Origin of the sequence: Micromonospora sp. NBC_00362, from assembly GCF_026342155.1 — a bacterium.
In the GTDB taxonomy this organism is placed as follows: domain Bacteria; phylum Actinomycetota; class Actinomycetes; order Mycobacteriales; family Micromonosporaceae; genus Micromonospora; species Micromonospora hortensis.
The window spans coordinates 1,134,145-1,145,467 of sequence record NZ_JAPENH010000001.1 but is presented as its reverse complement, the minus strand read 5'-3'; the positions used below and the strand labels follow the sequence as shown (position 1 = coordinate 1,145,467).

Genomic DNA, 11,323 nt, shown 5'->3' with positions numbered 1-11,323 from the left:
CGGTGGAGGCGTTCAGGCGGCTGGTGCCCCTCCCGGTCTTCAAAACCGGAGTGGTCCGGGACCCGGGCCAGGCGGGTTCGATTCCCGTCCGTCTCCGCCACACCGCTCGCAGGAGATGACGTGATGGGCGACGGCCCGGTGGACCCGCGACGTCGGGTGCCCCGTACGGACACGCTGCTCGCCGACCCGGTGCTGGCCGCCGCCACCGTGACCCTCGGCCGGGAGCGGGTCAAGGCGATCGTCTCCCACGCGCAGGGCCGCGCCCGCCGCGGTGAGCTCAACCCCGACGAGGTACGCGACGCGGCGGTCGCCGCGTTGCCCCCGCCCGGCCCCCGGGTGGTGCTCAACGCCACCGGTGTCGTGCTGCACACCAACCTGGGTCGGGCGCCGTTGTCGTCCGCCGCTGTCGCCGCGGTGGTGGCCGCCGCCGGACACACCGACGTCGAGTTGGACCTGGCCACCGGCCGGCGGGCCCGCCGGGGCCGGGGCGCGCTCGACGCGCTGGCCGCCGCGGTGCCCGACGCGGGCGCCGTGCACGTGGTGAACAACGGCGCGGCCGCGTTGGTGCTGGCCGCCACCGCGTTGGCCGCCGGCCGGGAGATCGTGGTCAGCCGCGGCGAACTGGTCGAGATCGGCGACGGTTTCCGCCTGCCCGACCTGCTGGAGAGCACCGGCGCGCGGCTGCGCGAGGTGGGCACCACCAACCGCACCACCCTCGCCGACTACGCCGCCGCGCTCGGCCCGCAGACCGGCTTCGTGCTCAAGGTGCACCCGTCGAACTTCCGGGTCACCGGCTTCACCTCCGCCGTCGGGGTACGGCAACTGGCCACACTCGGGGTGCCGGTGGTCGCGGACATCGGCTCCGGGCTGCTCGCCGCCGACCCGCTGTTGCCCGACGAACCGGACGCGGCCAGCACCCTGCGCGCGGGCGCCGCGCTGGTCACCGCCAGCGGCGACAAGTTGCTCGGTGGGCCGCAGGCGGGGCTGCTGCTGGGTGACGTCGAGGTGATCGAGCGGTTGCGTCGCCACCCACTGGCGCGGGCGCTGCGGGTGGACAAGCTCACCCTGGCCGCGCTGGCCGCCACAGTGCACCAACCGGCCACCCCGACCCAGGTGGCGCTGCACGCCGACCCGGGTGCCCTGCGGGAACGGGTCGAGCGGCTGCGGGACCGGCTCGGCGCGGACGGCCGCAAGGCGGAGGTGGTGCCGGCCGTCGCGGTGGTCGGCGGGGGCGGCGCCCCGGGGGTGGAGTTGGACTCGTGGGCGTTGAGCCTGCCCGAGCGGTACGCGGCACCCCTGCGCACCGGAGACCCGCCGGTCCTCGGTCGGGTGGTGCGCGGCCGGCTCCTGCTCGACCTGCGCTGTGTGCCCGCCGACGCGGACGAGGCCGTCCGTGAGGCCGTGCTGCGCGTACCCGGGGAGGACTGAGCGTGTTCGTCGTCGCGACCGCCGGGCACGTCGACCACGGCAAGTCGACACTGGTCCGGGCGTTGACCGGGATGGAACCCGACCGGTGGGCCGAGGAACGGCGCCGGGGGATGACAATCGACCTGGGTTTCGCCTGGACGACGCTGCCGTCCGGCGGCACCGTCGCCTTCGTCGACGTACCCGGGCACGAGCGGTTCGTGCCGAACATGCTCGCCGGGGTCGGCCCGGTTCCGGCGGCGCTGATCGTGGTGGCCGCCGACGAGGGCTGGATGCCGCAGTCCGCCGAGCACCTGGCCGCGCTCGACGCGCTCGGCGTCGCGTACGGACTGCTCGCGGTGACCCGCGCGGACCTTGCCGACCCGGGGCCGGCGACGGCCCGCGCCCGCGCCGAGATCGCCGAGACCAGCCTCGGCGCGGTGCCGGCGGTGGCGGTCAGTGGCCTGACCGGCGCCGGCCTGCCGCAGCTGCGGGCGGCCCTGGACCAGCTCGCCGCCCAACTGCCCGCGCCGGTGGTGGACGACCCGGTTCGGCTGTGGGTGGACCGTAGCTTCACAGTGCGGGGCAGCGGCACCGTCGTCACCGGCACCCTCGGCGCCGGCCGCCTGCGGGTGGGCGACGAACTGGAGCTGGCCGGCGCCGACGAACCCGTCCGGGTCCGTGGCCTGCACTCGCTGGGCGAGGCCCGACCGGAGGCGGCGGCGGTCGCCCGGGTGGCGGTCAACCTGCGCGGTACGCCCCGCGACCGGCTCGGCCGGGGCGACGCGTTGCTCACCCCGGGCCGGTTTCACCACACCGACCTGGTCGACGTCCGGCTCGCCGGCGACCCGGCCGCCGACCTGCCGGCCACCCTCACCCTGCACGTCGGGTCGGCGGCGGTGCCGGTACGGGTACGTCCACTCGGCCCGGACACCGTCCGGCTGCGGCTGGCCCGCCCACTGCCGTTGCTGGTGGGTGACCGGGCGCTGCTGCGGGACCCGGGCCGCCACCACGTCAGCGGCGGGGTACGGGTGCTGGACGTGGCACCTCCACCGCTGGGCCGACGGGGTGCGGCCGCCGCCCGCGCCCAGGTCCTCGCCGAGTTGGACGGTCGACCCGACCTGGCGGGGGAGCTGCGCCGTCGCCGGCTGATCCGGGCCGGCGCGTTGATCCGCATGGGTGTGCCGGTGCAAGACCTGCCGGTGCACGCCGAGCCGATGCGAGACGGGCCGGTATACGCCGAGCCGGTGGCCGGTGACTGGTTGGCCGACCCCGCACACTGGCGGCGGCTCGGTGAGCAGTTGACCGAGGAGGTCGCCCGGCACGCGCGGGAACACCCGTTGGAGGCCGGGATGCCAGTGGACGCGCTGCGTCAACGCCTCGCCCTGCCCGACCGGGTGCTGGTCGAGGCGCTGGTCCGGCCGCCGTTGCGGATTCACGCCGGTCGGGTCGGGGCGGCGAGCGCCAACGCGCTGCCTGAACCGGTGGCCCTGGCCGTGCAACGGGTCCGCGCCGAGTACGGCGACCGGCCGTTCCGCGCCCCCGAAGCGGACCGCCTCGTCGACCTCGGCTTGGGCCCCCGGGAGATCGGCGCCGCGGTGCGGGCCGGTGCCCTGCTGCGGCTGGCCGACAACGTGGTGCTGCTGCCCGACGTGCTCGACGACGCGGTCCGCGTGTTGGCCGGGTTGCCGCAGCCGTTCACGCTGTCCGCGGCCCGGCAGGCGTTGGACACCACCCGCAGGGTGGCGGTGCCCCTGCTGGAGTTGCTGGACCGGCGGGGCGCGACCCGTCGGCTGCCCGACGACGCCCGCATCGTCGTCACCTGAGCGCGTACGCCTTCCGGGGCTGACAGGGTTGCGCTGAGGTGCGACCGTGGCGGAATGCTCGAGGTGTCCCCGTCCCCGTCGCGGCGTCTCGGTGGTGGGTGGCGTGCGGTCGTCCCGGTGGTGCTGCGCTGGGCGCTGCCGGTGCTGTGGGTGCTGTGGGCACCTCTGGCGTGGTGGGTCGAGCCCCGCGAGTCGACCGAGGCCCAGCTCGACCGGGATCTGGCGACTGGCCAGGTGGTGGCATTCCAGCGGGCGTCCGGCTGGGCGGACGACGGCGCGCACTGGGGGAGCCGGTCCCGACCGCAGTATGCGACGAACGGCGGAATGCTCGTCTGGACCGTGCCGAACGGCCAGAGCCGGTACACCTTCGGCGCACCGCCTGCCGGGGATTCGTACCTCGCCGATCCAGACCCGTCGGTGGGCGCCGCGCCGAGCTGGCGGGACGCCCAGCTCGCCACGATCTCCGCCGCGGGCAGCGTGGACGGGGGCCCCGGGCAGCGGATCGGGAACGCTGCGGCTCTGCTCGCCGGTGTGCTGACCGTGCTGTGGCTGGGCCGGTTGATCGGTGGCGCGCCGCCGCTGGCGGGCACCCGGTGGTTCTGGTTCTGGGTGGGTCTGCTGCCGTTCGGGGTGGGTGTGCTGGCCTGGACGTACCGGGAGCTGTGGCGACCGCCGCCGGTGCCGGTGCCCGGCCGGGGCTCGGGGTGGCGTGGCGTCGGCTGGCTGATCCTCGCCGCGGTCGGCATCAGCCTTCTGGTGTCCGTCGCCCGCATCGTGTTCGGGACGACTGTGGTGCCGGGCTGAGCCGGTGCCGGGCCAACCGGCCCCGAGGTCGACGTCGGTCACCTACGGTGACGCCATGGACCCTTCAGCGGTCTGGCGGGACCGGCAGCACCGGTGGCGGATCGAGGCGTACCGCGCGCCGGACCTGCGCTTCGCCATCTACGCCACCAACGGCCCCACCGAGTCGGTGCCGCTGTGGCTGTTCGGGATGTCGGCGCTGGCCCGGTGGCTGATGACCCACGCCATCTCGCTGGACGACCTGGAGGTCGACTGAGCGGGGGCGCGGTCGCAAACCGGGCCCGCGCCGCGCCCCGCTGCGGTTGAGTGACCTCAGGCGGCGGACGGGGGTACGCGATGGGCGGTCAGCTCGGGCAGTTGGCGTTGGTGGCCGTGCTGGTGCTGGTCAACGCCGCGCTCTCCGGCAGCGAGATGGCACTGGTGACCCTGCGGGAGGGGCAGTTGAGGCGGCTGGGTCGGCGCAGCCGCGCCGGCGACCGGTTGGTGCAGCTCTCCCGGGACCCGAACCGTTACCTGGCCACCATTCAGCTCGGCATCACCCTGGCGGGGTTCCTGGCCTCGGCGGCGGCCGCGGTGTCGTTGGCCTCTCCGCTGGTCGGGCCGTTGGGTTTCCTCGGCGGGGCGGCGCGTCCCGCCGCGGTGCTGCTGGTGACAGTGCTCCTGACGTTCGTCACGCTGGTGCTCGGGGAGTTGGCCCCGAAACGGCTGGCCATGCAGCGGGCCGAGCGTTGGGCGCTGCTGAGCGCCGGCCCGCTGGATCTGCTGGCTCGGGTGTCCCGGCCGGCGGTGTGGCTGCTCAGTCGGGCCACCGACACTGTCGTGCGACTCGCAGGTGGTGACCCGCGGGCCAACCGGGAGGAGATGACCGAGGAGGAGCTGCGGGAGATGCTGGCCAGCCAGCGCGGCCTGTCGGCCCAGCAGCGGGAGATCCTGACCGGCGCCTTCGACATCGCCGGCCGGACGCTGCGGGAGATCCTGGTGGCCCGGCGGGAGGTGACGACGCTGCCGGCCGCTCTGGCCGCCGATGAGGGGGTCCGACAGCTCGCCGCTGCCGGGCGGTCCCGCGCTCCCGTCACCGGGCCCGGCGGCCTGGACGAGGTGCTCGGGGTGGTGCACATCCGCGACCTGGTGCGGGCCGGCACCGCCCCGGTGGGTGAGCGGGTCCGGGCGCCGCTGCTGCTGCCGGTGACCCTGCCGGTCGCCGACGCGATGCGTCAGCTGCGCCAGGAGCATCAGCAACTGGCCCTGGTGGTTGACGAGCACGGGGGCATCGACGGCATGGTCACCATGGAGGATCTGCTGGCCGAGGTGGTCGGCGAGTTGTACGACGAGACCGACCGGGACGTGCGCGGGGTCGTCCGGGAACCGGACGGGTCGCTGCTGGTGCCCGGTGACTTCCCGCTGCACGACCTGCCCGACCTGGGGGTACGGCTGAGCTTTCCGTTGTCCCGGGACTACACGACGGTGGCTGGTCTGGTGCTGGCCCGACTGCGGCACCTGCCCGATGCCCCTGGTGAGACGGTGCGCCTGCCCGGGCTGACCCTGCAGGTGGTGGAGGTCGCCGACCGGGCGGTGCGCCGGGTGCGGCTCTGCGGGTTCGTCACCGAGCGCTGAGCGGTCACCCCAGAAGGCTGACTGCTGAGCGGTCACCCAGAAGGTTGACAAAAGACCTAAATCGACGAAGCGGGGAACGCGGTACGCCTACGGTGCCAGACGTGAAGGACCGAGGGTTGCGTACGTTCGTCACGGTGCTGGCCGGCCTCGCGGTGATCTACTTCGGCAGCGCCGGCCGAAGCCCCGAGGAGGGCCGTGGCATCTCCGGCGGGGTGGTGGTCTTGGCGTTGCTCGCCGCTCTGCTGGTGTGGCACCTGACCCGTCCGGGGGACAAGACGGTCAAGTGAGCGCCTCAGCGGGCGGCGACGCGGGTGACCTCACCGGCGGACTCCTCGCCCAGCGCCACCCGTACCAGCGCTGACGCGAGCCGGCCGAAGTCCGGTTCGTCGACGAGACCGGCAAGCCGATCCGGGGACCCCGGCAGACCCAGCCGCTTCGCCCCGGCCAAGGTCCGACGGTCGGCGTACGGGCGCACGTCCGACCAGACCGTCTGTGCCTCGCGCAGGTAGATGTCCGCGCCGGTGGGGCCGATGCCGGGAAACTCGGTGAGCCGTCGCCGCAGCCCGGCCGGGTCGCCCTGCGCCTCCCGGTGCAGGCGTCGCAGGTCACCGTGCCAGCGGTCCAGGCACAGTCGGGCGCCGGTGCCGAGCATGGTGGCGGTCCGCTCGTCGTAGCGGCGGTAGTGGCCCCGGCCCAGCGCGTCGACGCGCTCCTGCCAACTGGCCGCCTCCATGGCCTGTGGGGTGCGGTAGCCGGCGGCGAACAGCTCTCGCGCGGCGTCCACCGCTATGCACGCGCGGATCCGGGTGCTCAGCAGCGTGGTCAGCACCAGCAGCTGATACAGCGGTCCCGGCCGGTCGGCGAGCCGGATGCCGGCTTCCTCCGCGTACGTGCGGCCACGCCGGTCGAGCAGCACCCGCACCACACGTCGGTCATTGCCCACCCCGTCGGGTTACCCACTTGAGGACCCGCTAGCCGTCGTGCCGCTGACCGTGGCCGGAATGCCGTCGGGGCGGGCGGGTATGCCGAGGCGTGGAGGCGGTCGAATCCGCCCCCCGTACCCGGAAGGGAGACACCCGTGGTCAATCCGCAGCAGGAAGAGTTCCGCCGCAACGCCAAGGGCGCCACCAGCCAGGACAGCAAGGGGCCCACGCCGACTGGACACCCGCTCAACAGTGGGTCCTCGCGCGGGGACGCCGGTCGACCGGTGCCCAAGGGGCAGGTGTCGCCGTACGGCCCGGCCGGAGAGCCGGTGGCCGAGGACGACAGCGACACCCGCTGACCGTTGGGTTAGCGACCGCGGACTGGCGGCCGCCGCAACCTGTTCCAGGTGGCGGCGGCCGCCAGTCCGTACGCGAGGTGCGGGATGATGTCGGAGATCCAGTCGGAGCGCCTCCACGTACGCGGGTCGCTGATCCCGAGCGCTGTGATCGACCCGTCGGTCATGGTCATCACGCCCGCGCCGAGCAGGCCGGTGGCCACCGGCAACGGCTGACGTCGACCACCGGCGTAGAGCGCGAACCCGACTCCCGCGGCGACGCCCAGGCCGTAACCGATCAGCGGCCCGAGGCCAGAGCGGCGGTTGGCCGCCCGGCCGTCGGACCCAAGGCTGACGTGCGCGATCCCGGCCAGCCGGTCGACGGTCTCCTGGGGGACGTCGCTCTCCGGACGTCCCCGTAGCGCCATGTCGAGAAAGCTGACCACGTTCAACGCGGTACTGCCGACGGCGCCAGCGATGGCGCCGTCGGCCACGTCGACAGTCCTCACTTCGGGTCGCCCGGTTCGCGCTCGCTCTTCGGGCCGTACGTCCGCTCACCGCGCACCACGCCCCGTTGACCGCGATCCTCCTGGAGGATCCGGTTCGCGACCTGGTTGGCCTTGCCGTCGGGTACTCGGCGCCCGGAGTCGTCGATCGCGTTGCGCAACCGCGCGCGCTGCTTGTCGTACGCGTTACTGCCCGGCCGTGGTCCTGGCATCTGTGCCTCCTTCGTCGGTCTGGGCACCTGGTGCTGCCCACCGTCCGCTGGGCGTACCGCGGCCGTCTACCCGTCTGGCGGCGGACCAACCCCGGCACGCTACTGGGGAGCGCGGACGACGACCACCGGGCACTGCGCGTGGTGCAGCATCGACTGGCTCACCGACCCCAGCAGCAACCCGGTCACCTCGCCGCGCCCGCGCCCACCAACGACCGCCAGTTGGGCGGAGCGGGACGCCTCGGCGAGCACAGTGCCGGGTCGGCCATGCACCACCTGGCAGGTCAACCGCAGACCCCGGTGGTCGTCGGTGAGCCCGGTCAGCCACCCGCCGAGCATCCGCTCCTGTTCGCCGCGCAGCGTCGCCTCGTCGTACACCAGGGGTTGCATGTCGCCCGGGCCGCTGCTGCCGGGGTGTCGGTAGGCGTGCACCGCCACCAGCGGCACGCCGAGCGACACGGCGGTCTCGGCGGCGAAGTCCGCCGCCCGCCGGGAGGCGTCCGAGCCGTCCACCGCGACCAGGACCGGCTCGTCGGGTCGTCGCGTTCCGCGCGCGACCAGCACCGGGCAGTCGGCGTACGCGGCGACCTGCACCGCGACCGAGCCGACCAGCAGCGCGGAGAACCCACCCAGCCCGCGATCGCCGAGCACTATGAGCGCGGCCGTGGGGGACTCGCCCACCAGCACCGCGGCTGCCTCACCGTCGATGATCTCGCCGGAGATCGACAACCCGGGCACCGTCGCCTCGGCCTCGCCCACCGCGGCCTCGACGAGTTCCTCGGCCCGGTGGCGCAGCCCACCGCCGGGCGGCGCGTCCGGGGCGGGGGAGACCGGTACGTGCAGCAGCGGCCAGATGAAACCGTGCACGACCCGCAGCGGTCGGTGCCGGCGCGCCGCCTCGGCGGCGGCGAGGCGCACGGCGCGCAGCGCCGACTCCGAACCGTCGACGCCGACCACCACCGCCGCGTTGTTCGCCGAGTTCACCGCCCACCTCCGCTCGCGGCCAGTATCGCGGTCCCGGACGCCCTCGCGCCGCGATACCGCTGAGCGCGTCCCGGTCGGTACGCTGGCGACGACCGGGGAGGGAGCGCCGCCGATGGGTGAACCAGACCAGCCGAGCACCGCTCGCATGATCGACTTTTGGCTCGGCGGGCACCATCACTTCCCCGTGGACGTGGCCGCCGCGAACGCGTTCGAGCAGGCGTACGGGCCGTGCGCGCCGGTGTTCCGTGAGCTGCGGGCGTTCCTGGGCCGGGCGGTGCGGGCGATGGCCGCCCACGGCGTGGACGGGTTCCTGGTGTTCGGCGCCGGGGTGCCGACGATGGGCAACGTGCACGAGGTCGCCACCGACGCGACTGTGCTCTACACCGACGTCGACCCGGTCACCATCCGACTGGGACAGGGCATCCTCGCCGGCAGCGACCGGGCCGGCTACGGCTTCGGCGACGCGACCGACATCGGCACCATCGACCCGGCGCAGCTGCACCGTTTCGTGCCGGGCTGGGGTCGGCGGCCGGTCGGGGTGGTCTTCCTGGGGTTGGCCGCGTTCCTCGACGACGCCACACTGATCCACACCCTCGACGAGCTGTACACCGCCGCGGCGCCGGGCAGCCTGCTCGCTGTGGACTTCGACACCGAGGAACTCGCCGGCCACCCGCAGGCGCTGGCCATGATGGGTCCGCAGTTCCGGATGCGTCCACCGGCGGCGTTCGCGCCCCTGCTGGGTCGGTGGGCGCCGACGGCGGACGGGATCGTCCCGGTCGCCGAGTGGCGGCCGGACGGCCCGCCGGCACGGGTGCCCGACGCGTTCCATGGTGTGCTCGCGACCCGCGCGGCTGACTGACCGCGCCGATCACCCGTCCGGGGGCGTCCGTATGATGCTTGCCCTATAGCAAGCTTCTGGGGAGGACGACGAATGGTAGACGCGCCGGACGTGGTGTCGCGCGCGTTGCGCGAGGCTCCGCCGGACCAGTTGGCGGAGGCGGCGGACCGGGCGATCCGGTCCGCGATGGGCGCGCTGCGCACCGACGTCTTCGTCGCCGACTACCGGATCAGCGGCCTCTGGCCGGTGCTGGACCCGGACCTGCCGGCGGGCGGCTTCCTGGCCTGCCACACCATGGCGCAGCGTTGCTTCAGCAGCCAGCAACCGGTCCGCGACGGTGAAGGCCCCTGCCGGCTCTACCTGCCCTTGACGGTGTGGGGGGAACGGCTGGGTGTGCTGCTGATCGAGCTTCCGACCGCACCGAACGCGACGGTCACCGGTCGGGCGACGGACATCGCCGGCACCCTGGCCGTGGCGATGCGCGCGGCGGACCGGGAGACCGACCGTTACCGGCGGGCCCGCCGTCGGGAGCGACTGACGATGGCCGCCGAGATGCAGTGGGACCTGCTGCCCGGTCGTGGTGTGTCCCACCACGCGTTCGATCTGGCCGGCCAGCTCGAACCGGCGTACACCGTCGGCGGCGACCACTTCGACTGGTCGTTGGACGGCGAGCGTCTCACCGTGACGGTGCTCAACGGCGAGGGCAGTGGGCTGGCGGCGTCCCTGTTGACCGCCGTCACCGTCAACGCGATGCGCAACGCGCGTCGCTCCGGTGGCGGCCTGGTGGAGCAGGCCGAGCTGGCCTCGGACACGGTCTTCTACCAACACCGGGGCGCCCGGTACGTGGCCACCCTGCTGCTGGAGGTGGACACCAGCCTCGGCATGGTGCGGGCGGTCGACGCGGGCTCTCCCCATCTGTTGCGGATGCGCGGGTCCACTGTCGAGCCGGTGAAGCTGGATCAGCAGCTGCCGCTGGGCATGTTCGCCGAGACCCGCTACGAGCTTCAGGAGGTGCAACTCGCCCCGGGTGACCGGCTCTTCGTGGTCAGTGACGGGGTGTGGGCCGCCGAGCCGCCGGGTCAGGAGCCGTACGGGCAGCGGATGATGGCTCGGTCCATGCGCGCCACGCGCCTGCAGCCGCCGGCCGAGGCGGTTGGTACGGTGATGCGCGAACTGCACGCCTATCACGCGGATTCCGATCTGCACGACGACGCCGTCGTGGTCTGTCTGGACTGGCACGGTCCGCGCGAACGGGGCACGGGGTGAGGTTTGCCGCCGCGTTGCCGGGCGGGCACCAGCGCGACGACGGCAGGGGACATCAGGTGGAGCGACCTGCGGATCTCGCCGCGGCGATCGACGCGGCCGCCGGGACGCTGATCGCCGTGCTGGAGTCGGCCGCGTCGCGGCATCAGGTGCCGCCCACCCAGCTGAGGGTGCTCACGCTGATCTGCGGTCGTCCGGAGACGAACGTCAACGGGTTGGCGGAGCTACTGGACGTGGGGCCCTCGTCGGCGAGCCGCCTGTGTGACCGGTTGGAGGCGACCGGGCTGTTGCGTCGGGTGGCCGATCCGCGTGACCGGCGTGAGGTGCGGTTGGTGCCGACCGCCGCGGCGCTGACCCTGTTGGGGGAGTTGGCCGAGCGGCGGCAGCGCGCGGTGCAGGCGGTGTTGGACCGAATGCCGGCGCGGAAGCAGCACGAGCTGTTGTTGGCGCTGGCCGGGTTCGCTCGGGCGGCGACCTCGGCGCCCGAGCAGCACATCGATCCCGCCGTCCAGACGGCCTGATCGCCGCCCCCTCTTCCACCAGTATCCTAGGACGCCTTACGCGTGGTGATCCACGCCACAGTGCGGCACAGCCGCGCCGACAGCCCGCAGCGGCGCCCG

At 73.9% G+C, this 11,323-nt stretch carries 14 protein-coding genes and 1 tRNA gene; 11 read left to right on the top strand and 4 right to left on the bottom strand.

Annotation, left to right across the window (positions count from 1 at the left end; translation table 11 throughout):
- The first annotated feature begins 4 nt into the window (after positions 1 to 4).
- The 7 genes from OG992_RS05125 (at position 5) to OG992_RS05095 (ending at position 5,932) form a co-directional block, all read left to right on the top strand.
- Positions 5 to 100 (top strand) — tRNA-Sec (locus OG992_RS05125).
- A 23-nt stretch (positions 101 to 123) separates the two neighbouring features.
- Complete coding sequence (gene selA / locus OG992_RS05120; protein WP_266302537.1) at positions 124 to 1,428, top strand: L-seryl-tRNA(Sec) selenium transferase; 1,305 nt, start codon at positions 124 to 126, stop codon at positions 1,426 to 1,428.
- A gap of 2 nt (positions 1,429 to 1,430) precedes the next feature.
- A complete protein-coding gene (gene selB, locus OG992_RS05115) occupies positions 1,431 to 3,230 on the top strand; it encodes a selenocysteine-specific translation elongation factor (RefSeq protein WP_266302536.1) in 1,800 nt (599 codons plus the stop codon).
- Positions 3,231 to 3,284: 54 nt separating this feature from the next.
- Positions 3,285 to 4,034 carry a hypothetical protein gene (locus OG992_RS05110; protein WP_266302535.1) on the top strand — a complete coding sequence of 250 codons (750 nt, stop codon included), beginning with the start codon at positions 3,285 to 3,287 and terminating at the stop codon, positions 4,032 to 4,034.
- 55 nt (positions 4,035 to 4,089) lie between these two features.
- The gene (locus tag OG992_RS05105) at positions 4,090 to 4,287 is read left to right on the top strand and encodes a hypothetical protein (RefSeq protein ID WP_030327722.1); all 198 of its coding nucleotides are present in this window, start codon (positions 4,090 to 4,092) and stop codon (positions 4,285 to 4,287) included.
- Positions 4,288 to 4,367: 80 nt separating this feature from the next.
- Entirely contained in the window at positions 4,368 to 5,645 is a 1,278-nt protein-coding gene (locus OG992_RS05100; RefSeq protein WP_266302534.1) for a hemolysin family protein, read from the top strand.
- Positions 5,646 to 5,746: 101 nt separating this feature from the next.
- On the top strand, positions 5,747 to 5,932 hold the full coding sequence (locus OG992_RS05095; RefSeq protein WP_036410487.1) for a hypothetical protein: 186 nt from the start codon (positions 5,747 to 5,749) through the stop codon (positions 5,930 to 5,932).
- A 5-nt stretch (positions 5,933 to 5,937) separates the two neighbouring features.
- On the opposite strand, the gene OG992_RS05090 is transcribed toward OG992_RS05095, so the two are convergent.
- Positions 5,938 to 6,588, bottom strand: a complete 651-nt coding sequence (locus OG992_RS05090; RefSeq protein ID WP_266302533.1) for a hypothetical protein — start codon at positions 6,586 to 6,588, stop codon at positions 5,938 to 5,940.
- Between the two features lie 135 nt (positions 6,589 to 6,723).
- Here OG992_RS05090 and OG992_RS05085 point away from each other — a divergent pair, with 135 nt between their 5' ends.
- Positions 6,724 to 6,927, top strand: a complete 204-nt coding sequence (locus OG992_RS05085; protein ID WP_238685679.1) for a hypothetical protein — start codon at positions 6,724 to 6,726, stop codon at positions 6,925 to 6,927.
- An 8-nt stretch (positions 6,928 to 6,935) separates the two neighbouring features.
- On the opposite strand, the gene OG992_RS05080 is transcribed toward OG992_RS05085, so the two are convergent.
- The 3 genes from OG992_RS05080 to OG992_RS05070 all read right to left on the bottom strand — a co-directional run bounded on the left by OG992_RS05080 (position 6,936) and on the right by OG992_RS05070 (position 8,602).
- Entirely contained in the window at positions 6,936 to 7,412 is a 477-nt protein-coding gene (locus tag OG992_RS05080) for a hypothetical protein (RefSeq protein ID WP_238685678.1), read from the bottom strand.
- On the bottom strand, positions 7,409 to 7,621 hold the full coding sequence (locus tag OG992_RS05075) for a phosphatidylethanolamine-binding protein (RefSeq protein WP_088948250.1): 213 nt from the start codon (positions 7,619 to 7,621) through the stop codon (positions 7,409 to 7,411). The genes OG992_RS05080 and OG992_RS05075 overlap by 4 nt, the downstream gene beginning before the upstream one ends.
- Before the next feature lie 99 nt (positions 7,622 to 7,720).
- Positions 7,721 to 8,602: a universal stress protein gene (locus OG992_RS05070; protein ID WP_266302532.1), complete on the bottom strand. Its 882-nt coding sequence runs from the start codon at positions 8,600 to 8,602 to the stop codon at positions 7,721 to 7,723.
- A 112-nt stretch (positions 8,603 to 8,714) separates the two neighbouring features.
- Between OG992_RS05070 and OG992_RS05065 the strand changes: the two genes are divergently transcribed.
- The 3 genes from OG992_RS05065 (at position 8,715) to OG992_RS05055 (ending at position 11,224) form a co-directional block, all read left to right on the top strand.
- Positions 8,715 to 9,461 carry an SAM-dependent methyltransferase gene (locus OG992_RS05065; RefSeq protein ID WP_266302531.1) on the top strand — a complete coding sequence of 249 codons (747 nt, stop codon included), beginning with the start codon at positions 8,715 to 8,717 and terminating at the stop codon, positions 9,459 to 9,461.
- A 72-nt stretch (positions 9,462 to 9,533) separates the two neighbouring features.
- Positions 9,534 to 10,706, top strand: coding sequence for a PP2C family protein-serine/threonine phosphatase (locus tag OG992_RS05060; RefSeq protein ID WP_266302530.1), 1,173 nt, complete (start codon positions 9,534 to 9,536; stop codon positions 10,704 to 10,706).
- A 56-nt stretch (positions 10,707 to 10,762) separates the two neighbouring features.
- Positions 10,763 to 11,224, top strand: a complete 462-nt coding sequence (locus OG992_RS05055; RefSeq protein WP_238685674.1) for a MarR family winged helix-turn-helix transcriptional regulator — start codon at positions 10,763 to 10,765, stop codon at positions 11,222 to 11,224.
- The last annotated feature ends 99 nt before the right edge of the window (positions 11,225 to 11,323 follow it).

Coding starts and splice junctions, on each gene's coding strand:
- selA (WP_266302537.1), top strand. CDS start 124: ATGGGCGACGGCCCGGTGGACCCGCGACGTCGGGTGCCCCGTACGGAC.
- OG992_RS05110 (WP_266302535.1), top strand. CDS start 3,285: ATGCTCGAGGTGTCCCCGTCCCCGTCGCGGCGTCTCGGTGGTGGGTGG.
- OG992_RS05105 (WP_030327722.1), top strand. CDS start 4,090: ATGGACCCTTCAGCGGTCTGGCGGGACCGGCAGCACCGGTGGCGGATC.
- OG992_RS05100 (WP_266302534.1), top strand. CDS start 4,368: ATGGGCGGTCAGCTCGGGCAGTTGGCGTTGGTGGCCGTGCTGGTGCTG.
- OG992_RS05075 (WP_088948250.1), bottom strand. CDS start 7,621: ATGCCAGGACCACGGCCGGGCAGTAACGCGTACGACAAGCAGCGCGCG.
- OG992_RS05065 (WP_266302531.1), top strand. CDS start 8,715: ATGGGTGAACCAGACCAGCCGAGCACCGCTCGCATGATCGACTTTTGG.
- OG992_RS05060 (WP_266302530.1), top strand. CDS start 9,534: ATGGTAGACGCGCCGGACGTGGTGTCGCGCGCGTTGCGCGAGGCTCCG.